Here is a 22,466-nt window from a genome sequence, read left to right on the forward strand (position 1 = left end):
TGGCCTACTCGGACGTTGCGTCCGGAGCTTGGTGGCTGGCCACTACCAACCGCTGGCGGACAACCCCGGCGTTGCACCGGAGCCCGACCAAACCCGTTCCCTGCAGTCGGATCAGAGAACACTCGGAAAAAGCCGCATGCGGCCATTTCCGGCTGTTCTCGCCCTGAAATCAGAGCCCAAGACTGTAACGTCCTGAAGAGCAAAAGGCTGGCGGCCTTAAATTCAGCCGCCAGCCCCCAAGGGTCAAGTGAATTACTTGAGTTCGGCCTTGGCGCCGGCTTCCACCAGCTTCTTAACAGCGGCTTCGGCGTCGGCCTTGGCGATGGCTTCCTTGACGTTCTTCGGAGCGCCGTCCACCAGGTCCTTGGCTTCCTTCAGACCCAGGCCCGTCAGTTCGCGCACGGCCTTGATGACGGAAACCTTGTTAGCGCCGGCTTCCAGCAGCACGACGTTGAATTCGGTCTTCTCTTCGACCGGGGCGGCGGCGCCACCAGCGCCACCGGCGGCCGGCGCAGCCATGGAAGCGGCGGACACGCCGAACTTCTCTTCAATGGCCTTGACCAGGTCATTGAGTTCCATCACGGACATGCTGTCCAGGGCGGTCAGGAAGGCGTCTTTGTCGAATGCCATTTGGGATTCCTCGATTCAGTGATTCAGTGAAAACGTTTGGGCTCAGGCCGCGGCGGCCTCGGCCTCGGCGGCGGGGGCTTCGGCGCCACCGCCACGCTTCTCGGCCAGAGCGGCCAGCACGGCAGCAGTACGCTGGATCGGCGCCTTCAGCAGGCCAGCCAACTGCGACAGCAGGACTTCCTTGCTGGGGATGGACGCCAGAGCCTTGACGCCCTCAGCGTCCAGAGCCTTGCCGGCGTACGCACCGGCCTTGATGACCAGCTTGTCGTTGCCCTTGGCAAAGTCAGCGATGACTTTGGCCGCGGCGACGGCGTCTTCGGAAAAGCCGTAGATCAGCGGGCCGACCATGCTCTCCGACGCGACCTCGAACGGCGTGCCGGCAACGGCACGGCGGGCCAGCGTGTTCTTCAGCACGTGAAGGTACACGCCTTGCGCACGCGCGGTCACGCGGAGCTTGTTCAGGCTTTCGACGGTGAGGCCACGGTACTCGGCCAGCGCCAGGGTCTGCGATTTGGCGGCTTGCGCTGCCACGTCGCTGACGACGGCTGCCTTCTCGTTGCGATTGAGACTCAAGGTCTACTCCTCACAAAACGCCCGCGCCGGCAAACCTTGCGGCTCCTCCGGAAGCGGGCACCACGTTCAGCGACCTTGCTGCTCCAGGAACCCCTTGCGGGACAACTTTCACAGCGGGTGCGCCATCTGCGCTGGCTTCGGGACTGGCCCTCCATTACGGCGCCCCCTGCGGGACGCCACCAGCGGTCTTGGATGACCCGTGCCCGGACGAATCCCGGCACGGCCCACCAATTCTTTAAGCCCCGGCGCGCCAGACTCGCGCGCCGGGGCAGTGTTCACATCAAGCCTGGGCTTGAGCGGTGATGGAAGCGACTTCCACCCGCACGCCAACACCCATGGTCGAGGACACGGCGACCTTGCGTAGGTACACGCCCTTGCTCGACGCCGGCTTGGACTTGTTCAGGGCTTCCAGCAGCGCGGCCAGGTTGCCCACGAGCTTGTCGGAGTCGAACGAGCGACGGCCGATGGTGCCGTGGATGATGCCGTTCTTGTCCACGCGGAACTGCACCTGGCCCGCCTTGGCGTTGCGCACCGCGGTGGCGACATCGGGGGTGACGGTGCCGACCTTGGGGTTCGGCATCAGGCCGCGCGGGCCCAGGATCTGACCCAGCGTACCGACCACGCGCATCGTGTCGGGCGAAGCGATCACGACGTCGAAGTTCAGGTTGCCGGCCTTGACCTGCTCGGCCAGATCTTCCATGCCGACGATGTCGGCGCCGGCGGCGCGGGCTTCTTCAGCCTTGGCGCCTTGGGCGAACACGGCCACGCGCTTGGTCTTGCCGGTGCCGTTGGGCATCACGACGGCGCCGCGCACCACTTGGTCCGACTTCTTCGCGTCCACGCCCAGTTGCACGGCCACGTCGATGGCTTCGTCAAACTTGGCGGTCGCGCATTCCTTCACCAGGGCCAGCGCGTCGTTGATCGGGTACAGCTTGAGGCTGTCAACCTTGCCCTGCTGGGCCTTGGCTTTTTTGGTCAGCTTGGCCATGTTCAGACTCCTTCAACCAGCACGCCCATGGAGCGGGCCGTACCGGCGATGATGCGGACGGCGCCGTCGAGGTCAGCGGCGTTGAGGTCCTTCATCTTGGCCTTGGCGATGTCTTCCAGCTGGGCGCGGGTCAGCTTGCCGACCTTCTCCAGGTGCGGACGGGCGGAACCCTTCTCCAGCTTGATGGCCTTCTTGATCAGCACGCCAGCGGGCGGGGACTTGATCTGGAAGGTGAAGGACTTGTCAGCGAAGGCGGTGATCACCACCGGCAGCACCAGGCCCGGCTCGTAGCTCTGCGTCTGGGCGTTGAACGCCTTGCAGAACTCCATGATGTTCAGGCCGCGCTGGCCCAGGGCGGGACCGATCGGGGGCGAGGGGTTCGCCTTGCCGGCCGGGACTTGAAGCTTGATCAAGCCGACGATTTTCTTGGCCATGTCTTTCTCCAGTGCAACCCGGGCGGCCAAGCCTGGGTTGTCGAGTCGAACGCGGCAGGGTTGGTTACCTGCCGCTCCTCATGCCGGCCTGACGTTGCCGGCTGCCACGGGCAAGCCCTGGGCTTGCCGACCTGGCACGCATCAAGAACACGCGCCAAGCGCCTGCCGCACACCGCCGCCCGCCAGGGGCGCCGCCATGCGGCCGGACTTGTTAAACCTTCTCGACCTGCGAGAAGTCCAGTTCCACTGGGGTAGCACGGCCGAAAATCGTGACCGACACGCGCACCTTGGACTTCTCGTAGTTGACTTCCTCGACCGCGCCGTTGAAGTCGGTGAACGGGCCTTCCTTGACCCGCACCATCTCGCCCACCTGCCACTCGACCTTGGGCCGGGGCTTTTCGATGCCTTCCTGCATCTGGTTGACGATCTTCATCACCTCGGCCTCGGAGATGGGCGCCGGGCGGTTCTTGGCGCCGCCGACGAATCCCGTGACCTTGCTGGTGTGCTTGACGAGGTGCCAGGACTCATCGTCCATCAGCATCTCCACCAGCACGTAGCCGGGGAAGAAACGGCGCTCGGTGACGGCCTTTTTGCCGTTCTTAAGCTCCACCACCTCTTCGGTCGGCACCAGGATGCGACCGAACTTGCTTTGCATGCCCGCGCGATCGATGCGCTCGCGCAGATTGCGCTCCACGGCCTTCTCCATGCCGGAGTAGGCATGGACGACGTACCAGCGCATCGGGGACGGGGCGGGTGCAGCGCCGTCCTGACTTGCGACTTGTTCGCTCATTGCCAGCCTTCCTTTACTTCCAACCCAGGACCAGGTCGTACAAAACCCATTCCAGCGTCTTGTCAGTGAGCCACAGGAACAAGGCCATCACGAGGACGAAGGCAAAGACGTAGCCCGTCATTTGCATCGCTTCCTTGCGCGTAGGCCACACAACCTTCTTGACCTCGCGCACGGCATCGCGGCCAAAAGCGATCAGGCGCTTGCCGGCCTCGGCCGTGAAGAACGTGGCCACGGCCGCCGCCAGCAACACCAGCAGAGCGGCCACGCGCACCCACAGCGACTGCGCGCCCAGCAGGTAGAACGCGGCGACGCCAGCGACCACCAGGGCCAACGCACCTGCGAGCCGGGCCTTGTCCGCGCCGGAAGCAACGGTTTCGACTTGGGGGTTGGGAGTCATGGGATTCGTTTCGCCGGATGCCCGAAAGCACCCATCAGCAGCAAAGCCCGCCGGGCAACTGGTTCCCGTGCGGGCTGCTGTTTGGCCGCTCGTTCCGGCCCGACTTCAGATCAGGACCGGGTGGCAGGGGCAGAGGGAATCGAACCCCCAACCTTCGGTTTTGGAGACCGACGCTCTGCCAATTGAGCTATACCCCTGCGGCCTTTTCTTTGATTCAGCTAGTCGCCGAAATTACTCGATGATCTTGGCCACGACGCCGGCGCCGACGGTGCGGCCGCCTTCACGGATAGCGAAGCGCAGACCTTCTTCCATGGCGATCGGAGCGATCAGCTTCACGGTGATGGAGACGTTGTCGCCAGGCATCACCATTTCCTTGTCCTTGGGCAGCTCCACCGCGCCGGTCACGTCCGTGGTGCGGAAGTAGAACTGGGGACGGTAGTTGTTGAAGAACGGCGTGTGGCGGCCGCCTTCGTCCTTGGACAGCACGTACACCTCGGCGGTGAAGTGCGTGTGCGGCTTGATCGAGCCGGGCTTGCACAGCACTTGGCCGCGCTCGACGTCTTCACGCTTGGTACCGCGCAGCAGGATGCCCACGTTGTCGCCGGCTTGACCTTGGTCCAGCAGCTTGCGGAACATTTCCACGCCGGTGCAGGTCGTCTTTTGCGTGGCGCGGATGCCCACGATCTCGATTTCCTCGCCGACCTTGACCACGCCGCGCTCGACGCGACCCGTGACCACGGTACCGCGGCCGGAGATCGAGAACACGTCTTCCACGGGCATCAGGAAGGTGCCGTCCACGGCGCGCTCAGGCGTCGGGATGTAGCTGTCCAGCGCGTCGGCCAGGGCCAGGATGGCCTGCTCGCCCAGCTCGCCCTTGTCGCCTTCCAGGGCCAGCTTGGCCGAGCCCTTGACGATCGGGGTGTCGTCGCCGGGGAAGTCGTACTTGGACAGCAGCTCGCGCACTTCCATCTCGACGAGCTCCAGCAGCTCGGCGTCGTCGACCATGTCGCACTTGTTCAGGAAGACGATGATGTAGGGCACGCCCACCTGGCGGGCCAGCAGGATGTGCTCGCGCGTCTGGGGCATCGGGCCGTCAGCGGCCGAGCACACCAGGATGGCGCCGTCCATCTGCGCCGCGCCCGTGATCATGTTCTTCACGTAGTCGGCGTGGCCGGGGCAGTCAACGTGCGCGTAGTGGCGGTTGGCCGTCTCGTACTCGACGTGCGCGGTGTTGATGGTGATGCCGCGGGCCTTTTCTTCGGGAGCCGCGTCGATCTGGTCGTACGCCTTGGCCTCGCCGCCGAACTTGGCCGACAGGATGGTCGTGATCGCCGCCGTCAGCGTGGTCTTGCCATGGTCCACGTGGCCGATCGTGCCCACGTTGACGTGCGGCTTGGTCCGCTCGAACTTACCCTTTGCCATGCTCAGCTCTCCTGGCGATCAAACAAGTGTCACTGTTAGGTGGTGCCCATGGCGCGGATCGAACGCGCGACCTCTCCCTTACCAAGGGAGTGCTCTACCACTGAGCCACATGGGCATCGGCACAGGTCTAGACTCTTTGACTGAGCCCACACCACTGCCGAGGCGTGATCGCTGGAGCGGGAGACGGGAATCGAACCCGCGTCATCAGCTTGGAAGGCTGGGGTTCTACCATTGAACTACTCCCGCTTAGGAGCCGGACCAGCGGCCCCACTGCAGTCTCAACTTCGAACTGCAGCAGACCCGCCGAGCCTTGCCGCATTGCGCCAGCGAGTCGCAATGCAGCCTTGTGTGTTTGCCTTGGTGGAGGAGGCTGGATTCGAACCAGCGTAGGCGTAAGCCAACAGATTTACAGTCTGCCCCCTTTAGCCACTCGGGCACCCCTCCGAGGCAAGACCAAGACTATAACACCGGTTTTTGGGGGATGCAAACCTTTTCAAAGAAAAATTTGAAAAAGGCGCGGGCGTCGCCGTAGCCGCCCTCTCCTCTTCGGCTCAAAGCTGCCAGTCGATAGGCCGCCCCCGCTCGGCCAGAAAGGCACTGGCCTGGCCGAAGTGCCCGTTGCCCATGAACGGGATCGGCGGCTTGGTCGCCGCCAGCGGCGAGGGGTGGTTGCTCACCAGCACCAGGTGGTCACCGCCCGCGGCCTCTATCAGCGGCCGCTTCGCCTGCGCATGCGCGCCCCACAACATGAAGACTTTCGGATTCGCATCCGCCGCCGCCGCGCGGATGAGCGCATCCGTGAGCGCCTCCCAGCCGCGCTTGGCATGGCTGGCCGGCTTGCCCTCCTCCACCGTCAGCGTGGTGTTGAGCAGCAGCACGCCGCGCTGCGCCCAGGCCACCAAGTGGCCGTTGCGCGGCGGCTTGACGCCCAGGTCGCGCTGCAGCTCCTTGTAGACGTTGCGCAGGCTGGGCGGCAGCGGCACGCCTTCAGGCACGGAGAAGGCCAGCCCCTCCGCCTGCCCCGCCCCGTGGTATGGGTCCTGGCCCAGCAGCACCACGCGCACCTGCGCCAGCGGCGTGAGCTCCAGCGCCCGCAGCGGCCGCGCCGGAAAGACGGTCGCCCCCGCGGCCAGCCGTTGATCGACAAAGCCCACCAGCGCCTGCCCCGGCAGCGATTCCAGCCACGCATCCACCACCGGCTGCCAGCCCGGGTCTATGCCATGCAGCTGCGCCTCCAGCGGCGGCTGCAGTCGATTGAGTTGTTGGTTGTCCATGGCACAAGCCTAGGGGTGGCGACGACGTGCCGCCGGATGGCGAGGCCCATCTCCACGCCGCCACATGGGCCGGCGCGGCATCGCGAGCCCCGAAAAAGCGAATGCCGGCCCCACGCCCAAAGGCGTGCGCCGGCATCCGGATCAGGAAAGTAAAGCGCCGCCTCAGCCGAACAGCGCCTGCAGCGCCGCGCCCGGGTCCGGCGCGCGCATGAAGGCTTCGCCCACGAGGAAGGCGTGCACGTCCGCGCCGCGCATGCGCCGCACGTCCTCCGGCGCCAGGATGCCGGACTCCGTCACCAGCAGCCGGTCCGCCGGCACGCGCGGCAGCAGCCCAAGCGTCGCGTCCAGCGACACCTCGAAGGTGCGCAGATTGCGGTTGTTGACGCCCACCAGCGGCGTCTTGAGCTTCAGCGCGCGGTCCAGCTCTTCACCGTCGTGCACCTCCACCAGCACCGCCATGCCCAGCGCATGGGCCTGCGCCTCCAGATCGGCCATCAACGCATCGTCCAGGCAGGCGGCGATGAGCAGGATGCAATCCGCCCCCATGGCCCGCGCGTCGAACACCTGGTAGGCATCGACCATGAAGTCCTTGCGCAACACCGGCAGCGCGCAGGCCGCGCGCGCCTGGCGCAGGTAGTCGGCATGGCCCTGGAAGAAGCGCTCGTCGGTGAGCACCGACAGGCAGGCCGCGCCATGCCGCTCGTAGCTGGCCGCGATCTCGGCCGGCGCGAAGTTCTCGCGCAGCACGCCCTTGCTCGGACTGGCCTTCTTGACCTCGGCGATCACCGCCGCCCGCCCCGCCGCCACTTTGGCGCGCAGCGCGCCGGTGAAGTCACGCTGGCCGCCCAGGGCTTCAGCCTCGCGCCGCACTGCTTCCAGCGGGCGCACGGCGCGCGCCGCGGCCACTTCCTCGTGCTTGACGGCAACGATCTTGTTCAGGATGTCGCTCATGCCGCGCTCCCGGCTTGTTGCGTGGCAGCGACGAAGGCTTCCATCTTGGCCTTGGCCGCGCCGCTGGCCAGCGCCTCGCGCGCCTTCTCGATGCCCTCGGCGATGGAGGCCGACACGTCCGCCGCGTACAGCGCCACGCCCGCGTTGAGCAGCACGATGTCGCGTGCCGCGCCGCCCCGGTTGTCCAGCACGCCGCGCAGCATCTCCAGCGACTGCTGCGGCGTTTCCACGCGCAGGGCCCGATTGCTGGCCATGGAGAAGCCGAAGTCCTCGGGATGGATCTCGTACTCCTCGATGCCGCCGTCGCGGTACTCGCCCACCAGCGTCGCGCCGCCCAGCGACACCTCGTCCATGCCGTCGCGGCCGTACACCACCATGGCGTGCTTCGCGCCCAAGCGCTGCAGCGCGCGCACCTGGATGCCGACCAGGTCCGGGTGGAACACGCCCATGAGGATGTTGGGCGCGTCGGCCGGGTTGGTCAGCGGCCCAAGGATGTTGAAGATGGTGCGAACGCCCAACTCCCGGCGCACCGGCGCCACGTTCTTCATGGCCGGGTGGTGGTTCGGCGCGAACATGAAGCCGATGCCGACCTGCTCGATGCAGCGCGAGATCTGCGCCGGCGCCAGGTCCAGACGCACGCCCAGGGCTTCGAGCACGTCGGCGCTGCCGCTCTTGCTGGAGACGCTGCGACCGCCGTGCTTGGAGACCCGGCCGCCCGCCGCCGCGACCACGAACATGGTGCAGGTGGAGATGTTGAAGGTGTGCGCCCCGTCGCCGCCCGTGCCCACGATGTCCACCAGGTGCTCGCGGTTGGCCACCGGCACCTTGGTGGAGAACTCGCGCATCACCTGCGCCGCGGCGGTGATCTCGCCAATGGTTTCCTTCTTCACGCGCAGGCCGGTGAGCAGCGCGGCCATCATGGGCGCGCTCATCTCGCCGCTCATGATGCGGCGCATGAGGGCCAGCATCTCGTCGTGGAAGATCTCGCGGTGCTCGATGACGCGGGTCAGCGCCTCGGTGTCGGTGATGGGCATGGGCCAGCCTCCAGGAAGTCAGTTGTTGTGTGCCGTCAGGTGCGTTCGCAGAACTCGCGCGCGGCGGCAATTGCGCGGTCCACGCCGGCCGCGTCCACGTCGAGGTGGGTGACGAAGCGCAGGCCGATCAGCCCCGTGGCCAGCACGCCGCGCGAGCGCAGGTGCTCCAGCAGCGCCTCGCCGCGGCCGCCTTCCACGTCCACGAACACGATGTTGGTCTGCGGCATCTTCACCCGCAGCCCCGGCAGGCCGGAGAGCCCGTGCGCCAGCCGCGCGGCCAGGGCGTGGTCGTCGGCCAGCCGCTCCACGTGGTGGGTGAGCGCGTGGTCCACCGCCGCGGCCAGCACGCCGACCTGCCGCATGCCGCCGCCCACCATCTTGCGCACGCGCCGCGCGCGCTTGATCAGCTCCCGCGAGCCCACCAGCATGGAGCCCACCGGCGCACCGAGGCCCTTGCTGAAGCAGACGGAGACCGAGTCGAAGTGCCGCGCCAGCTCCCGCGGCGCCACGCCGGAGGCCACCGCCGCGTTGAAGAAGCGCGCGCCGTCCAGGTGCGTGGACAGGCCGCGCCCGTGCGCCAGCGCCGTGGCCTCTTCGACGAAGGCCGCCGGCAGCACGTTGCCGTTCCAGGTGTTTTCCAGACACAGCAGGCGGCTGCGCGCGAAGTGCTCGTCGTCGGGCTTGATGGCCGCGGCGATGTCGGCGACCAGCAGCGTGCCGTCGGCCTGCTGCGGCAGCGGCTGGGGCTGAATGCCGCCCAACACCGCCCCGCCGCCGCCCTCGTAGCGGTAGCAGTGCGCCAGGTTGCCGGCGATGTACTCGTCGCCCCGGCCGCAGTGCGACAGCAGCGCGCACAGGTTGCTCTGCGTGCCGCTGGCCATGAAGAGCGCCTCCTCCTTGCCCAGCAGCGCCGCCACGCGCGCCTGCAGCGCGTTGACCGTGGGGTCGTCGCCGAACACGTCGTCGCCCACGGTCGCCGCGGCCATGGCCGCGCGCATGGGGGCCGTGGGGCGGGTGACGGTGTCGCTGCGCAGGTCCACCACGTCCGGTGCGCCCACCGGCGCCGCAGCCTGCGCGCTGCCGTAGCTGACGGTGCTCATGCGCGGCTCATCTCGATGAAGTTGCGCAGCATGGCGTGGCCATGCTCGGAGAGGATGGATTCCGGGTGGAACTGCACCCCTTCCAGCGGCGCGCGCGTGCCGGCGAGGTCGCGGTGGCGCACGCCCATGATCTCGCCGTCGTCGGTCTGGGAGGTGACGAGCAGTTCCGCCGGCAGGGTCTCGCGCTCGATGGCCAGCGAGTGGTAGCGCACCACGTCGAAGTCCTGCGGCAGCCCGGCGTAGACGCCCGCCTGGTCGGTGTGGATGGTGCTCACCTTGCCGTGCATCTGCACCTTGGCGCGGATGATGTTGCCGCCCAGCGCCGCCCCAATGCTCTGGTGCCCCAGGCACACGCCCAGGATGGGCAGCTTGCCCGCGAAGTGCCTGATGGAGGGCACGCAGATGCCCGCCTCGTTGGGCGAGCACGGCCCGGGCGACAGGATGAGCTGGTCGGGTTTCAGCTCATTGATGCCTTCCAGCGTGATCTCGTCATTGCGGAACACGCGCACTTCCTCGCCCAACTCGCCGAAGTACTGCACGAGGTTGAAGGTGAAGGAGTCGTAGTTGTCGATCATCAGCAGCATGGCGGTCTCCCTCAGAAGCCTTCTTCAACGAGCTCGGCGGCGCGCAGCACGGCCCGCGCCTTGACCTCGGTTTCCTTCCATTCCAGCTCAGGCACCGAGTCGGCCACCACGCCGGCGGCGGCCTGCACGTACAGCACCTGGTCCTTGACGATGCCGGTGCGGATGGCGATGGCCACGTCCATGTCGCCCGCGAAGCTCAGGTAGCCGCAGGCGCCGCCGTAGATGCCACGCTGCACGGGCTCCAGCTCGTCGATGATTTCCATGGCGCGGATCTTGGGCGCGCCCGAGAGCGTGCCCGCCGGGAAGGTGGCGCGCAGCACGTCCAGGTTGTTGGTGCCCGGCTTCAGCAGCCCTTCCACGTTGGAGACGATGTGCATCACGTGCGAGTAGCGCTCCACGGCAAAGGCTTCCGTCACCTTGACGCTGCCGGTCTTGGCGATGCGGCCGATGTCGTTGCGCGCCAGGTCGATGAGCATGAGGTGCTCGGCGCGCTCCTTGGGGTCGGCCAGCAGCTCCTTCTCGTTGGCGGCGTCCTTCTCCGGCGTGGCGCCGCGCGGCCGGGTGCCGGCCAGCGGGCGGATCGTCACCTTCTCGCCCTCGGCCACGTGCTCGTGGCGCACCAGGATTTCAGGCGACGAGCCCACGATCTGGAAGTCGCCCAAGTCGTAGAAGTACATGTAGGGCGACGGGTTGAGCGAGCGCAGCGCGCGGTACAGCGACAGCGGGCTTTCCGTATAGCGCTTCTTCAGGCGCTGGCCCAGGACGACCTGCATGCAGTCGCCCGCGGCGATGTACTCCTTGCAGCGCAGCACGGCGGCCTCGAAGTCGGCCTTGGCGAACTCGCGCTCCACCGCGTGCGACTGCCCGCGCTTCACCGAGGGGGCGCTGACGCTGTAGCGCAGTTGGTCCGCCAGCTCGGTCAGCCGCTTCTTGGCGCGGAAGAACGCTTCCGGCTGCGACGGGTCGGCCCACACGATGAGGTACAGCCGCCCCGACAGGTTGTCGATCACGGCGATCTCTTCGGTCTGCAGCAGCAGGATGTCGGGCGTGCCGATGCCGCCCTCCTTCACCGTGCGCGCGAGCTTGGACTCCATGAAGCGCACGGCGTCGTAGCCGAAGTAGCCCGCCAGCCCGCCGCAAAAGCGCGGCAGGCCCGGGCGCAGCGCCGGCTTGAAGCGCTGCTGGTAGGCGGCGATGAAGTCCAGCGGGTTGCCTTCATGCGTCTCGACGACCTGGCCGTCGGTGACGATTTCGGTCTTCTGCCCCGTGGCGCGCAGCAGCGTGCGGGCGGGCAGGCCGATGAAGGAGTAGCGGCCGAAGCGCTCGCCGCCGACGACCGATTCCAGCAGGAAGCTGTGCGGACGGCCTCCGGCAAGTTTCAGGTACAGCGACAGCGGCGTTTCGAGATCAGCAAAAGCTTCCGCGATGAGCGGAATGCGGTTGAAACCTTCGGCGGCGAGGCTCTTGAATTCGAGTTCAGTGATCACGGTGCGGGCCCTCCAGGCCCGGCGGGCGCCCGCGGCGGGCGGCCCGTAAGGTCGGTGGTTCAGGGCCGCCTGCGGTGTCTAGGCGAAGGCGGCCGGCTGGGGCAGGCGCCATGGGCGCGTCATCACGACGCACCCGGCGGCAAAGTCAGGAAGAGACGGACCAGCGTCGCCAGGGCCAGGCTCCCCGGTCGAACGACCCCTTCGTGAATTTGCGCGCCAAAAACATGATTGCTCCAGTCTAGCAGGCGCGCGCAGCGCAAGCCTGACTGGCGGGGTTGGGCGGGGTTGAAGCCCCCGCCGGATCAGGGTTTCAGGAGGAGCGCGGAGAGGTCCAGCGCGTCCAGCCGGTCCACGTGCGCGTGGGCGCGCACCGCGCGCACCGGCTGGCCGTGGTTGTAGCCGTAGCTCACCAGCGCCAGCACGCAGCCCGCGGCGTGGGCGGCCTCGGCGTCGTTGCTGGAGTCGCCCACCATGAGCGTGCGCGCCGGCTGCGTGCCCAGGGCTTCGCAGGTCTTGAGCAGCGGCAGCGGGTCCGGCTTCTTGGCCGCGAAGGCGTCGCCGCCGAAGACCAGCGAGAAGAACCCGTCCAGCCCCTTGGCCGCCAGCAGCGGGCGGGCGAAGGCGCCGGGCTTGTTGGTCAGGCAGGCCAGCTTCAAGCCCGCTGCCTGCAATTGCCGCAAACCCTCCACCACCCCGGGATAAACCTCGGCATGGCGGCCGTTGATGGCCAGGTAGTGGTGCTGGTAGCGCTCGAAGGCGTCATGGAAGCGCTCCGGCGCGCCGCCCGCGTGGGCCAGGGTGCGGCGGATGAGGTGTTCCGAGCCCTTGCCAATCGTCTGCTCGACGAAGCCGCGCTCCACCGCGGGCAGGGCCAGGTCGGCCAGCATGAGGTTCAGGGCGACGACGAAGTCGCCCAGCGTGTCCACCATGGTCCCGTCGAGGTCGATGATGGCGGCGTCCAAACGCAAAGAGGTCACGGCAAGAGTCCAGGGCTGCTGCAAACGGGGCGCAATGTAGCCGTTCGCTGCTTGCCGCTTGGCCGCAAAGGCCTTGGGCTGCGGCCTGTTGTTCCAACCCGAGGACCAACGAAAAGCCCGGCGCGAAGGCCGGGCTGCAGGCATCGAAAGCCTGGAAAAGGCCCGGGCGCCCCACTGGGCAACCCGGCGCCTTCCTTGAGACGCGGCGCGCTTACGACGTCACGCGGTCCCAACCGCGGCGCACCGCGGCCTTCATGCGTTCCCACGTCCCGCCGGGATAGCGCGTCTCGTAGTCGCGGCGGATGTCGGGCTCGATGGCGCTCCAGTCGCGGCCCGCGTAGCGCGGGTCGTCGCGCAGGCCGTAGCCGTAGCGGTAGGCGGGCTCGTAGTCCTCGTAGCGGCCGCCCAGGCTGCTGTAGTTGGTCTGCCAGTCGCGGCGGTAGTAGCCGTCATCGAAAGCGGAGAGCTGGCGCGGCGCCGTGCTGTCCGGCGTCACCGCGTCCTTGGTGCGCTCCCAGCCGCGGCGCACGGCGGACTTCATGCGGTCCCAGGTGCCGCCGGGATAACGCGTGTCCCAGTCGCTGCGCGCGGTGGTCTCGATGTCGTCCCAGTTGCGGTCGGCGTAGCGCGGGTCGCTGCGCAGCGAGTGGCCGTAGCGGTAGGCGGGCTCGTAGTCGTCGTAGGTACCGCCGGCCGCGGCGTAGTTGCTCTGCCAGTCGTTGCGGTAGTAGTCGCTGTCGAAGGCGCTCGTGGCCGTGCTGCCCGGGATGTGCTCGACCTCCACTTCCGTGCTGCGCAGCGTGTCGCGCACCTGCTCCGTGCGCTGCTCCACCGTCTTGCCCACACGCACCTCTTCCACCACGCGCGCGGTCTTCTGCACCACGGCCTGCTCGGCGGTTTCCACCACTTCGATGGTGCGGTCCTTCAGGTCAGCCAAGTCCGCGGCCGTGGCCGGGCGGTCCACCGGGCGGCGTTCCACCTGCGCATGCTCCTCGCGCAGTTGCACCGTCTCGTTGACCGGCGTTTCCACCGTGCGGGCGTACACGCGCACGCCGCCCGTGCTCACCGCGCGCTTGCCGACCTGCAGGTCCTCGCGCACCACGGGGATCACGTCCTCGGTGTCGCCCGCGGCGCGCAGGCTGGTGGTGCCGGTGGCGGTCGTCCCGCGGGTGCGCAGGTCGTCGTCCAGCGTGGTGTTGAGCGAGGAGGCTGCCGTGCTGGGCGTGGAGAGGCTGTCGTCGCTCCAGCCCTCGGTGCGCCAGGACTCGACGCGCTCGTCGATGTCCACCGCGCCCGCGCTCTGCAGCGCGTCGCGCACCTCGTCCAGGCGCATGTCGTCCTCCACGTCCACCTTCACCACGGCGGCGCCGCGGCGCATGGCTTCGGCGTAGTGGCCCACCTCGCGCTCGTCATCGGGGCCGAACAGGTCGGCGAAGAAATTGCGCACCCGGCCCATCACGCCGGTTTCGTGGTGCGTGGTGGCCGGCGTGCTGCTGAGCGAGCTGTCGGCCACGGCGCTGTCGGTGCCGTGCGTGACGTGCACGCAGGCCGGGTCGATGCCGGTGTTGGCCAGGGCTTGCGCTGCGCGCTGGGCCTCGGCATCCGAATCGAATACGCCAACGACGGTCTGTCTCATTTTCGGACTCCTTTTATCTCTCTCAAAGCGGGCCGGGCCCGCGGACGGTTGCAGCAGGGGTTGCGCTGAGCCTGGGTCAGCCGTGGTCGACCTCGGCCCAAGAGCCGTCGGCCTGGCGGCGCTCCACCACCGCACGCTGTCGCCGCAACAACACCTCCTGGGTGTGCGGCGTGCTCGTGCGCTGGCGGTGCAGGCGGATTTCCTCCTTGAGGACCAGGCGGCGCTCGATCACTTCTTCGTAGACCGGCACCACCAGAACCTCGCCCTCGTGCCACGGCTCGCGCGGCTGCGCGACCGGCACGCCCATGGGCACGCGTTCCACGACCACGCTCTCCTGCACCAGCGGCTGCTCCAGCAGCTCACCGTGCTCTTCCGTGAGCACGCGCACGCGCAGCGCGCCGACCTCCTCGGTCCGCGTTCCGACGTGCAGCTCTTCCCGCACCACCGGCAAGGTCACCGGCAGCTCGGGATCGGGAGAAGAGGGATTTGAAGGGCTCATCGCAACACCAGCTTTGGGAGCCCATATCCGGCAAGCCCTGTGCCCAGGGGTGGTCCTGGGCGGGCTTGGAGACGTCCGGGTAGCGGCCGGGTGAGGCCCACCCGGCCGCCGCTTCGCTTCAGCCCTCGCGCGCGAGGCTTGCGTGCGGCAACGCGGGCGGCGACAGCGGCGCGGCCTCCCGGCCCTGCCTGATCGCCCCTTCCAGCCCCGGCACCGCGCGCGCGGGCTCGGCGCCCAGCACGCGCACGGCGCACAGGCCGTCGGCCCCGCAGCGCGCGGCCACTTCGAACTGCGCGGCTTCCAGCATCCCGCCGATGGCCACCACGGGCGCGGGCGCCATGGCACACCACCAGGCCAGGTTGTCCAGACCCTGCGGGCGCCAGGGCATGGCCTTGGTCAGCGTGGGCCACACCGGGCCGCAGGCCAGGTAGCGGGGCGACAGCGTCGCGGCCCGGCACAGCTCCCACAGGCTGTGCGTGCTGATGCCCAGGCGCAACCCGCTGGCCCGCAGCGCGCGCCGGCCCTCGTCGCCCAGCGCTGATAAATCTTCCTGGCCCAGGTGCACGCCCTCGGCGCCCAGCTCGCGCGCGAGCTGCCAGTGGTCGTTGACGAAGAGCTCCGCCCCCGCCTCCCGGCAGGCGGCGATGGTGTCGCGCATCTCGTCGGCCAGCCACGCCTGCCAGGCCGCGTCCGGCGCGGCCGGGGTCTTGATGCGCAACTGCAGCGTGCGCACGCCCGCGTCCAGCGTGCGGCGCGCCAGCGCGGCGCTGTCCACGATGCCGTAGAGGTCCAGGCGCCGCGGCGCGTCAGCGGCCGCCGCCAAGGCGCCAAACTCCGCCGCCTCGCCCCAGCTCAAGCGCGGCAGCAGCGAGCGGTCCAGGCCGAAACCAGGTTGCGCCCGCACCGGCCCGGCGCCCTGCCCGGCCGCCGCGCCGTGGCGCAGCGCCTGCGTGGTGGCCATCTTGGCCAGCACCGCGGCGTCGGCCTCCACGAAACCCAGCGCCAGCGCACAGGCCAGCGCCGTGGCGAAGCTGCAGCCCGTGCCGTGGGTGTGGCGAGTGCTCAACCGGGGCAGCGCCAGCCAGCCCTGGGCGTTGGGCGTGGCAAGCCAGTCCAGGGCCAGCGCGCCGTCCTGCAGGCTGTCGCCGCCGGTGATGCAGACGCTGCGCACGTTGAAACCGTCCCGCAGCGCGCGCCCAAGCGCGGGCGCCGCGGCGGCGGCCTGGTCGTCGCCGTCGCCCAGCAGCGCGACGGCCTCGCGCCGGTTGGGCGTGAGGGCCGTGGCGCGCGGCAGCAGCAGCTCGCGGTAGGCGCGCAGCGTGGCCGCGTCGGCGAAGCCCGCGCCCGTGCTGGAGCGCAGCACCGGGTCCACCACCAGCGCGACGGGGCCGCGCGCGCGCAGCCGGTCCACCCAGCGCGCCACCACCTCCACCTGGGCCGCGCCGCCCAGCAGCCCGGTCTTGATGGCGGCCGGCGGCATGTCGCCTTCCAGCGCCAGCAACTGGGCCTCGATCAGCTCGGCCGGCAGCGGCTCCACCCTTGTGACCGCCACCGAGCTTTGCGCCGTGACACAGGCCACCACCGGGCAGAGGTGCAGGCCGAACGCGTCGGCCATGCGCTGGTCGGCGGTTAAACCCGCGCCGCCGCCGCTGTCGCTGCCGGCGATGCTCCAGACGACGGGACGCGCCGGGGATGCGTCCGCGCTCATCCCAGCAGCACCGGCTCGCTGCCCACGGGGGTGCTGGGCACGGCGAAGTCCTGCTTGGCCATCACGCCGGCCCGCCAGGCGTCGCGCCCGGCCTGCACCGCGTCGCGGAAGGCGCCGGCCATACGCACGGGGTCGCGCGCCTGGGCCACGGCGGAGTTCAGCAGCACGGCGTCGAAACCCAGCTCCAGGGCCTGCGCGGCGTGCGAGGGCGCGCCTATGCCGGCATCGACGATCAAGACGGCGTCCGGCAGCCGCTCGCGCAGCGTGCGCAGCGCAAAGGGGTTCAGCAGGCCCTGCCCCGAGCCTATGGGCGCTCCCCAGGGCATGAGCACCGCGCAGCCGGCGTCCAACAGCCGGCGGCAGAGCACGAGGTCGTCCGTGCAGTAGGGGAAGACCGTGAAGCCTTCCTTCACCAGCTCGGTGGCGGCCGAGAGCAGCTCGAAGGGGTCGGGCTGCAGCGTGTGGTCGTCACCCGTGACTTCCAGCTTGACCCAGGGCGTGCCGTAGACCTCGCGCGCCATGTGAGAGAGCTGCACCGCCTCGCGCGCGCTGCGGCAGCCGGCGGTGTTGGGCAGCAGCCGCGCGCCGTTGGCGCGCATGGCCTGCTGCAGCAGTTGGATGAAGCCGTTGTCGCCCGCGGCGTGCAGCGTGCGCTTGAGGCCCACCGTCACCACCTGCGTGCGCGAGGCGCGCAGCGCGTCGTGCAGCACCTGCGGCGAGGGGTAGCCCGCGCTGCCCAGGAAGAAGCGGCTTTGCAGCACCGCGTCGCCTATGCGCAGCGCGTCGCCGTCGGGGGTCGGAGAGGAAGTGGCGTCGTGGGAAAACATGACGACTCCTGGCGTGCAGGGAAAGTAAACGGCGGCCGGCCGGGAAGGCTCAGCCGCCGACGATGGGTTTGAACAGCAGCACCGCGTCGCCGCTTTGCAGCGGCCGTTCGCGCTGGGTGCGCGGGACGAACCGGCCGTTGAGCGCCGTGCCCACGCCCTCCGGCGCGTGACCGAGTTGCGCGATCAACTCGGCCAGCGTGCAGGGGGCGACGTGGTGCGGGGCGCCGTCGAGCTGGATCTCGATGCGGGAGGTGGTGGCCTCGCTGCTCATGCCGCGGCCTCCAGCGCCGGCACCGGCAGGCAAGCCGCCGCCAGCGCGTCCTCCACCAGCGCGGGCGCGAGCAGCCAGCCGTGGCGGAACAGGCCGTTGACGCGCAGCAGCCCACCGCTGGCCTCGATGCGCGCCTCGTTGTCCGGCAGCGCCGGGCGCAGGTTGCGGTCCAGCCGCTCGATGCGCGCCTCGGCCAGTGCGGGCATCACGCTGTGGGCGGCGCTCATCAGCTCCACGGCGCTCTTGAGCGAGACGGGCGAGCGGTCCTCGCTCTCCACTTCGCTGGCGCCCAGGATGAGCAAATCCGCCGTGCGCGGGACGAGGTAGACGCGGTGGCGCGGATGCAGCAGCCGCACCGGGCGCGTGAGCCCGTGCGCGGGCAGCCGCAGCCATACCGTCTCGCCACGCACGCCGCGCACCGGCAGCGCCGGCCGCGCGCCGGCACCGCGCACGTCGATGGCGAGGTCGAAGGTTTCGACCTCGCCCCCCTCCAGCGCGATGCGGCCGCTGGACACGTCCGCCGCGCGCCGCTGCCAGCGCCACTCGGCGCCGCGCGCCTGCCGGTGCAACTGCTCCAGCATGGCGACGCTGTCCACCTGGCCCTCGTCCGGCAGCAGCCAGGCGTGGGAGGCCTGCAGCGCCGGCTCCAGCTCGGCCAGGCTGCCGGAGGGCAGCGCCTTCGGCGTGGGAAAGCCCGGCGGGGCGATCTCCAGCCGCGAGAGCACGCGCTGCGCGCTGCCCAGGTCGCTGCGGTGCGCCAGCATCAGGCTGCCGCGGCGGCGCACGAGGGACGGCGCGTCCAGCGCCTGCGCCACACCCTGCCACAGGCCGATGGCGCGCCAGCCCTGGGCGGCCGTGGCCGGCGTGGCGTTGTCCAGCTCGGCCAGCGGGCTGAGCATGCCCGCGGCGGTGAAGCCGGCGGCCTGCGTGCCGTCGAAGCTGGGCGCCGGGCCCTCGGCCGGGTCGAACACCGTCACGCGGTGTCCGGCCCGCGAGAGCCGCCACGCCAGCAGCCGGCCCAGCAGCCCCGCCCCGGCAATGCCGATGGAAAGAGCCGCCATGGCCGTCACCCCTTCGCGATGGGGATGTAGAGCTCGCCGCCCGCGGCCTTGAACTCCGCCGACTTCTGCGCCATGCCCGCGTCGGCCTGCTGCTGCGCCGCCGCGTAGTCGCGCACTTCCTGCGTGATCTTCATGGAGCAGAACTTCGGCCCGCACATGCTGCAGAAGTGCGCCACCTTGGAGGCGTCCTTGGGCAGCGTCTCGTCGTGGAATTCGCGCGCGGTGTCCGGGTCCAGGCCGAGGTTGAACTGGTCGGTCCAGCGGAATTCGAAGCGGGCCTTGGAGATGGCGTCGTCGCGGGCGCGGGCGGCCGGATGGCCCTTGGCCACGTCCGCGGCATGCGCGGCGATCTTGTAGGCGATGATCCCCTGCTTGACATCCTCGCGGTCCGGCAGGCCCAGGTGCTCCTTGGGCGTGACGTAGCACAGCATGGCCGTGCCCATCCAGCCGATCATCGCGGCGCCAATGGCCGAGGCGATGTGGTCGTAGCCCGGGGCGATGTCGATGGTCAGCGGGCCCAGCGTGTAGAACGGCGCCTCGTGGCAGTGCTTGAGCTGCTCGTCCATGTTGGCCTGGATCATGTGCATGGGCACATGGCCGGGGCCTTCGATCATGGTCTGCACGTCGTGCTTCCAGGCGATCTGCGTGAGCTCGCCCAAGGTGCGCAGCTCGGCGAACTGGGCCTCGTCGTTGGCGTCCGAGGCGCAGCCCGGGCGCAGGCCGTCGCCCAGCGAGAAGGCCACGTCGTAGGCCTTCATGATTTCGCAGATGTCCTCGAAGTGCTCGTACAGGAAGCTCTCGCGGTGGTGGGCGATGCACCACTTGGCCATGATGGAGCCGCCGCGCGAGACGATGCCCGTGCGCCGGTTCACCGTCATGGGGACGAAGGGCAGCCGCACGCCGGCGTGGATGGTGAAGTAGTCCACGCCCTGCTCGGCCTGCTCGATCAGCGTGTCGCGGAAGATCTCCCAGGTCAGGTCCTCGGCGATGCCGCCCACCTTCTCCAGCGCCTGGTAGATGGGCACCGTGCCGATGGGCACGGGCGAGTTGCGCAGGATCCAGTCGCGCGTGGTGTGGATGTCCCGCCCGGTGGAGAGGTCCATCACGTTGTCCGCGCCCCAGCGGATGGCCCACACCAGCTTGTCCACTTCCTCCTCGATGCTGGAGGTCACGGCCGAGTTGCCGATGTTGGCGTTGATCTTCACGCGGAAGTTGCGGCCGATGGCCATCGGCTCCACCTCGGGGTGGTTGATGTTGGCCGGGATGATGGCGCGGCCGCGGGCCACCTCGTCGCGGACGAACTCCGGCGTGATCAGGTCCGGGATGTGAGCGCCCATGGGGTTGCCGCGGCGGCGGCGCTCGCGCTCGGCGTCCGTGAGGTACTCGGCCATCCACTCGCGGCGGCCGTTCTCGCGGAGGGCCACGTACTCCATCTCCGGCGTGACGATGCCGCGGCGCGCGTAGTGCATCTGCGAGACGTTGGCGCCGGCCTTGGCGCGGCGCGGCTGGCGCTGCAGCCCGGCGGCCTGCTCGCGGATGGCGGCGATGTGCTCGCCGTCGCGGGCCTTGCCGCCGTCGTCCATGGCCTGGCGCTGGCGCCCGGCATAGACCTCGCTGTCGCCGCGCTCTGCGATCCAGCCCGCGCGCACGCTGGGCAGGCCGCGGCGCACGTCGATGTCGGCCTCGGGGTCGGTGTAGGGGCCGGAGGTGTCGTAGACGGATACCAGCTCGCCGTTGGTGAGCTGGATGTCGCGCTGGGGCACGCGCAGGTCAGGCCGCGAGCCCGTGACGTAGGCCTTGCGGGAGGCCGGCAGCGGCTCGCGCGTGAGGCCCAGGCGCTGGGCCAGGCCGGGCAGGTCGTGGGGTGCGTTCATCGGGACTCCTTCGCAAGTGGGTGCTCCGAAGGTCGTCCCGGGGCCCGGCCAGCCACCTTGGGCAGGACGGACAACAGGAGGAGGGCTCTTCTTCCGCCGGTACTAACCGGTTCAAGTTCGCGGGTTTGGCTGAATTCACCATCTCAGCAAGGCCAACAGGCCCTGCACCCCGGAGCGGGTCGCAGTGTCACCGCGCCGCGTGAGGCGCGTCAAGCGGAAATTTCAAGTGCCTGCGGCCCGGCTGCGCCTCCTCGTTGCGCGCGCACGCAGTCAGCGGGCGAGCTGCGCGCGCATGGCGTCGATCACGTCCTTGTAGGAGGGCTGGCCGAAGATGGCGCTGCCGGCCACGAAGGTGTCGGCACCGGCATCGGCCACGCGGCGGATGTTGTCCACCTTGATGCCGCCGTCCACTTCCAGCCGGATGTCGCGCCCGCTGGCGTCGATCACCTTGCGCAGCTTCTCCACCTTGCGCAGCGCGCTGTCGATGAAGCTCTGGCCGCCGAAGCCCGGGTTCACGCTCATCACCAGCACCAGGTCCACCTTGTCGATGACCCACTCCAGCACGTCGATGGGCGTGGCCGGGTTGAACACCAGCCCGGCCTGGCAGCCCTCGGCCTTGATGAGCTGCAGCGTGCGGTCCACGTGGGCGCTGGCGTCGGGGTGGAAGCTCACCAGGTCGGCGCCGGAGCGGGCGAAGGCCTGCGCCAGGGCGTCCACGGGCTGGACCATGAGGTGCACGTCGATGGGCACGCGCTGGCCTTCAGGCGTGACGGCGTGCGGGCGCAGCGCCTGGCACACCATGGGGCCGAACGTCAGGTTGGGCACGTAATGGTTGTCCATCACGTCGAAGTGAATCCAGTCGGCGCCCGCGGCGATCACGTTGCGCACCTCCTCGCCCAAGCGTGCGAAGTCGGCGGACAGGATGGAGGGAGCGATGCGGAAAGTGGTGGACATGGCGGCGGCGCAGACGGGGTGAAACGGGGGCGGAATTCTAGGGCGCGGCCTCTGGCCGTCAGCTGGGATGACGGCCAGCGCCATGGCCAGGGACGCTTCGCCTGGGCCGACGGCCAGGTGTACGAAGGCGAATGGGTGCAGGACCGCGCCCAGGGCCGCGGCAAGATGAAATTCGCCAACGGCGAAGCGGCAGCCCGCCGTCGGCCGCCTGCTTTGAGCGCCGCGGAAAACGGCCTTGCGGACTGAATCGGCAGCCGCAAAGCCGCACCTCAGTGCTCTTGAATGCCGGCTTGACGGTTCGGGGAGCGCTGCGAGCGAGCCACCGCCTGTGCCCGCCCGCTTTAATCCCCAACGCTGGGCAAGCAAGCCGCCGCATTCCCTGGATCACGCCCCCTCATTCGAGCGGCACAAACCCGCATAGGCCCTTCAGAGCGTAGCTTTCAGGCAACACCCACTGATTCAGGTGGTTGCCTCCTACCCGATTTGCAGGGCGGAACGGCCGTCCTGCGCTTGCAGTGGCCGGGAGCCCGTGGGTGCAATGGGAGCCGTCCCGCCGCTCCTGCGCCAAGGCCACGGACGCCGGGACGCTGTTCGCAAAGGGGTGCGCGCATGAAGACTCTTCCTCCGTCGAGGATGCTCCTGAACTCGAACGGCCGGCGGGTGTTGCCCGCGTCGCGCCGCTTGGGCCGTCCACCCGGACCCGCGCCGCGCCGCCGAGAAGCCGCCCTCTGCGCCGTGGCGCTCGCCCTGGCCCTGGCCCTGGCTGCCCTGCCGGTCCTGGCCGTGGGCGACGGCACCCCGCTGCCCCCGCCCGTGCGCGGCGTCGCCCTCCCGGTGGCGGCGCAGCCGGCACACAGGGCCCAACCGTCGCCGCGGCCGCAGCCGGCCGAAGCTGCGCCGTCCTCCGCCCAGCAGGCGCCGCTGGTGCCCTCCTCCGTGCGCAGTTGGACCGTGTGGTCCACCCAGTCGCCGCAGCCCGTGCAGGTGCTGCAACC

Annotated in this window: 23 protein-coding genes, 4 tRNA genes, 1 pseudogene and 1 riboswitch; of the genes and pseudogenes, 2 read left to right on the plus strand and 26 right to left on the minus strand. The window is 69.4% G+C overall.

Annotated features, from left to right (window positions below; genetic code table 11):
• Positions 1-252: 252 nt before the first annotated feature.
• From rplL to rpe, 26 genes are all read right to left on the minus strand, one after another.
• Complete coding sequence (gene rplL, locus SM757_RS20375; protein WP_066342375.1) at positions 253-630, minus strand: 50S ribosomal protein L7/L12; 378 nt, start codon at positions 628-630, stop codon at positions 253-255.
• A gap of 42 nt (positions 631-672) precedes the next feature.
• Positions 673-1,203, minus strand: a complete 531-nt coding sequence (rplJ, locus tag SM757_RS20380) for a 50S ribosomal protein L10 (RefSeq protein ID WP_066342374.1) — start codon at positions 1,201-1,203, stop codon at positions 673-675.
• Between the two features lie 280 nt (positions 1,204-1,483).
• A complete protein-coding gene (rplA, locus tag SM757_RS20385; protein WP_066342373.1) occupies positions 1,484-2,191 on the minus strand; it encodes a 50S ribosomal protein L1 in 708 nt (235 codons plus the stop codon).
• 2 nt (positions 2,192-2,193) lie between these two features.
• Positions 2,194-2,625, minus strand: a complete 432-nt coding sequence (gene rplK, locus SM757_RS20390; RefSeq protein WP_066342372.1) for a 50S ribosomal protein L11 — start codon at positions 2,623-2,625, stop codon at positions 2,194-2,196.
• A gap of 211 nt (positions 2,626-2,836) precedes the next feature.
• Positions 2,837-3,415, minus strand: coding sequence for a transcription termination/antitermination protein NusG (gene nusG, locus SM757_RS20395; protein ID WP_066342371.1), 579 nt, complete (start codon positions 3,413-3,415; stop codon positions 2,837-2,839).
• Between the two features lie 13 nt (positions 3,416-3,428).
• Complete coding sequence (secE, locus tag SM757_RS20400; RefSeq protein WP_066342370.1) at positions 3,429-3,812, minus strand: preprotein translocase subunit SecE; 384 nt, start codon at positions 3,810-3,812, stop codon at positions 3,429-3,431.
• 121 nt (positions 3,813-3,933) lie between these two features.
• Positions 3,934-4,009 (minus strand) — tRNA-Trp (locus tag SM757_RS20405).
• Between the two features lie 34 nt (positions 4,010-4,043).
• The gene (tuf, locus tag SM757_RS20410) at positions 4,044-5,234 is read right to left on the minus strand and encodes an elongation factor Tu (protein ID WP_028997301.1); all 1,191 of its coding nucleotides are present in this window, start codon (positions 5,232-5,234) and stop codon (positions 4,044-4,046) included.
• A 40-nt stretch (positions 5,235-5,274) separates the two neighbouring features.
• A tRNA-Thr gene (locus SM757_RS20415) sits at positions 5,275-5,349 on the minus strand.
• 57 nt (positions 5,350-5,406) lie between these two features.
• Positions 5,407-5,480 (minus strand) — tRNA-Gly (locus SM757_RS20420).
• A 112-nt stretch (positions 5,481-5,592) separates the two neighbouring features.
• Positions 5,593-5,678, minus strand: a tRNA-Tyr gene (locus tag SM757_RS20425).
• A gap of 107 nt (positions 5,679-5,785) precedes the next feature.
• Positions 5,786-6,508: a uracil-DNA glycosylase gene (locus SM757_RS20430; RefSeq protein ID WP_066334506.1), complete on the minus strand. Its 723-nt coding sequence runs from the start codon at positions 6,506-6,508 to the stop codon at positions 5,786-5,788.
• A gap of 162 nt (positions 6,509-6,670) precedes the next feature.
• Positions 6,671-7,459 carry an indole-3-glycerol phosphate synthase TrpC gene (trpC, locus tag SM757_RS20435; RefSeq protein WP_322466854.1) on the minus strand — a complete coding sequence of 263 codons (789 nt, stop codon included), beginning with the start codon at positions 7,457-7,459 and terminating at the stop codon, positions 6,671-6,673.
• A complete protein-coding gene (gene trpD, locus SM757_RS20440; RefSeq protein WP_322466855.1) occupies positions 7,456-8,493 on the minus strand; it encodes an anthranilate phosphoribosyltransferase in 1,038 nt (345 codons plus the stop codon). Before trpD ends, trpC begins: the two co-directional genes overlap by 4 nt.
• Before the next feature lie 35 nt (positions 8,494-8,528).
• Positions 8,529-9,593 carry a low-specificity L-threonine aldolase gene (ltaE, locus tag SM757_RS20445; RefSeq protein WP_322466856.1) on the minus strand — a complete coding sequence of 355 codons (1,065 nt, stop codon included), beginning with the start codon at positions 9,591-9,593 and terminating at the stop codon, positions 8,529-8,531.
• The gene (locus tag SM757_RS20450; RefSeq protein WP_322466857.1) at positions 9,590-10,177 is read right to left on the minus strand and encodes an anthranilate synthase component II; all 588 of its coding nucleotides are present in this window, start codon (positions 10,175-10,177) and stop codon (positions 9,590-9,592) included. Before SM757_RS20450 ends, ltaE begins: the two co-directional genes overlap by 4 nt.
• An 11-nt stretch (positions 10,178-10,188) precedes the next feature.
• Positions 10,189-11,664, minus strand: a complete 1,476-nt coding sequence (trpE, locus tag SM757_RS20455) for an anthranilate synthase component I (protein ID WP_322466858.1) — start codon at positions 11,662-11,664, stop codon at positions 10,189-10,191.
• Positions 11,665-11,966: 302 nt separating this feature from the next.
• Positions 11,967-12,593: a phosphoglycolate phosphatase gene (gene gph, locus SM757_RS20460; protein WP_322466864.1), complete on the minus strand. Its 627-nt coding sequence runs from the start codon at positions 12,591-12,593 to the stop codon at positions 11,967-11,969.
• Between the two features lie 259 nt (positions 12,594-12,852).
• Positions 12,853-14,277 carry a YsnF/AvaK domain-containing protein gene (locus SM757_RS20465; RefSeq protein WP_322466859.1) on the minus strand — a complete coding sequence of 475 codons (1,425 nt, stop codon included), beginning with the start codon at positions 14,275-14,277 and terminating at the stop codon, positions 12,853-12,855.
• A gap of 76 nt (positions 14,278-14,353) precedes the next feature.
• A complete protein-coding gene (locus SM757_RS20470) occupies positions 14,354-14,776 on the minus strand; it encodes a DUF2382 domain-containing protein (RefSeq protein ID WP_084267328.1) in 423 nt (140 codons plus the stop codon).
• 118 nt (positions 14,777-14,894) lie between these two features.
• Positions 14,895-16,484 carry a bifunctional hydroxymethylpyrimidine kinase/phosphomethylpyrimidine kinase gene (locus SM757_RS20475; RefSeq protein ID WP_322466860.1) on the minus strand — a complete coding sequence of 530 codons (1,590 nt, stop codon included), beginning with the start codon at positions 16,482-16,484 and terminating at the stop codon, positions 14,895-14,897.
• On the minus strand, positions 16,481-17,311 hold the full coding sequence (locus SM757_RS20480; RefSeq protein WP_066334483.1) for a thiazole synthase: 831 nt from the start codon (positions 17,309-17,311) through the stop codon (positions 16,481-16,483). Before SM757_RS20480 ends, SM757_RS20475 begins: the two co-directional genes overlap by 4 nt.
• 49 nt (positions 17,312-17,360) lie before the next feature.
• A complete protein-coding gene (gene thiS, locus SM757_RS20485) occupies positions 17,361-17,582 on the minus strand; it encodes a sulfur carrier protein ThiS (RefSeq protein WP_066334481.1) in 222 nt (73 codons plus the stop codon).
• Positions 17,579-18,643: an FAD-dependent oxidoreductase gene (locus SM757_RS20490; protein WP_322466861.1), complete on the minus strand. Its 1,065-nt coding sequence runs from the start codon at positions 18,641-18,643 to the stop codon at positions 17,579-17,581. Before SM757_RS20490 ends, thiS begins: the two co-directional genes overlap by 4 nt.
• Before the next feature lie 5 nt (positions 18,644-18,648).
• Positions 18,649-20,517 (minus strand): phosphomethylpyrimidine synthase ThiC, encoded by a 1,869-nt coding sequence (thiC, locus tag SM757_RS20495; protein WP_322466862.1) that lies wholly within the window; start codon positions 20,515-20,517, stop codon positions 18,649-18,651.
• Between the two features lie 71 nt (positions 20,518-20,588).
• A riboswitch (TPP riboswitch) is annotated at positions 20,589-20,699 on the minus strand.
• A gap of 88 nt (positions 20,700-20,787) precedes the next feature.
• Positions 20,788-21,471, minus strand: a complete 684-nt coding sequence (rpe, locus tag SM757_RS20500) for a ribulose-phosphate 3-epimerase (RefSeq protein WP_066334476.1) — start codon at positions 21,469-21,471, stop codon at positions 20,788-20,790.
• Between the two features lie 18 nt (positions 21,472-21,489).
• Between rpe and SM757_RS35595 the strand changes: the two genes are divergently transcribed.
• Both SM757_RS35595 and SM757_RS20505 read left to right on the plus strand, forming a co-directional pair.
• On the plus strand, positions 21,490-21,717 hold the full coding sequence (locus SM757_RS35595; RefSeq protein ID WP_407655786.1) for a hypothetical protein: 228 nt from the start codon (positions 21,490-21,492) through the stop codon (positions 21,715-21,717).
• A gap of 363 nt (positions 21,718-22,080) precedes the next feature.
• Positions 22,081-22,466, plus strand: a pseudogene (locus tag SM757_RS20505) (hypothetical protein); the annotation flags it as partial.

It is taken from the genome of Azohydromonas lata, from assembly GCF_034427735.1.
Classification (GTDB): domain Bacteria; phylum Pseudomonadota; class Gammaproteobacteria; order Burkholderiales; family Burkholderiaceae_C; genus Azohydromonas; species Azohydromonas lata.

Coding starts and splice junctions, on each gene's coding strand:
- rplL (WP_066342375.1), bottom strand. CDS start 630: ATGGCATTCGACAAAGACGCCTTCCTGACCGCCCTGGACAGCATGTCC.
- rplA (WP_066342373.1), bottom strand. CDS start 2,191: ATGGCCAAGCTGACCAAAAAAGCCAAGGCCCAGCAGGGCAAGGTTGAC.
- rplK (WP_066342372.1), bottom strand. CDS start 2,625: ATGGCCAAGAAAATCGTCGGCTTGATCAAGCTTCAAGTCCCGGCCGGC.
- nusG (WP_066342371.1), bottom strand. CDS start 3,415: ATGAGCGAACAAGTCGCAAGTCAGGACGGCGCTGCACCCGCCCCGTCC.
- secE (WP_066342370.1), bottom strand. CDS start 3,812: ATGACTCCCAACCCCCAAGTCGAAACCGTTGCTTCCGGCGCGGACAAG.
- tuf (WP_028997301.1), bottom strand. CDS start 5,234: ATGGCAAAGGGTAAGTTCGAGCGGACCAAGCCGCACGTCAACGTGGGC.
- SM757_RS20430 (WP_066334506.1), bottom strand. CDS start 6,508: ATGGACAACCAACAACTCAATCGACTGCAGCCGCCGCTGGAGGCGCAG.
- trpC (WP_322466854.1), bottom strand. CDS start 7,459: ATGAGCGACATCCTGAACAAGATCGTTGCCGTCAAGCACGAGGAAGTG.
- trpD (WP_322466855.1), bottom strand. CDS start 8,493: ATGCCCATCACCGACACCGAGGCGCTGACCCGCGTCATCGAGCACCGC.
- ltaE (WP_322466856.1), bottom strand. CDS start 9,593: ATGAGCACCGTCAGCTACGGCAGCGCGCAGGCTGCGGCGCCGGTGGGC.
- SM757_RS20450 (WP_322466857.1), bottom strand. CDS start 10,177: ATGCTGCTGATGATCGACAACTACGACTCCTTCACCTTCAACCTCGTG.
- gph (WP_322466864.1), bottom strand. CDS start 12,593: ATGGTGGACACGCTGGGCGACTTCGTCGTCGCCCTGAACCTCATGCTG.
- SM757_RS20465 (WP_322466859.1), bottom strand. CDS start 14,277: ATGAGACAGACCGTCGTTGGCGTATTCGATTCGGATGCCGAGGCCCAG.
- SM757_RS20470 (WP_084267328.1), bottom strand. CDS start 14,776: ATGAGCCCTTCAAATCCCTCTTCTCCCGATCCCGAGCTGCCGGTGACC.
- SM757_RS20475 (WP_322466860.1), bottom strand. CDS start 16,484: ATGAGCGCGGACGCATCCCCGGCGCGTCCCGTCGTCTGGAGCATCGCC.
- SM757_RS20480 (WP_066334483.1), bottom strand. CDS start 17,311: ATGTTTTCCCACGACGCCACTTCCTCTCCGACCCCCGACGGCGACGCG.
- thiS (WP_066334481.1), bottom strand. CDS start 17,582: ATGAGCAGCGAGGCCACCACCTCCCGCATCGAGATCCAGCTCGACGGC.
- SM757_RS20490 (WP_322466861.1), bottom strand. CDS start 18,643: ATGGCGGCTCTTTCCATCGGCATTGCCGGGGCGGGGCTGCTGGGCCGG.
- thiC (WP_322466862.1), bottom strand. CDS start 20,517: ATGAACGCACCCCACGACCTGCCCGGCCTGGCCCAGCGCCTGGGCCTC.
- rpe (WP_066334476.1), bottom strand. CDS start 21,471: ATGTCCACCACTTTCCGCATCGCTCCCTCCATCCTGTCCGCCGACTTC.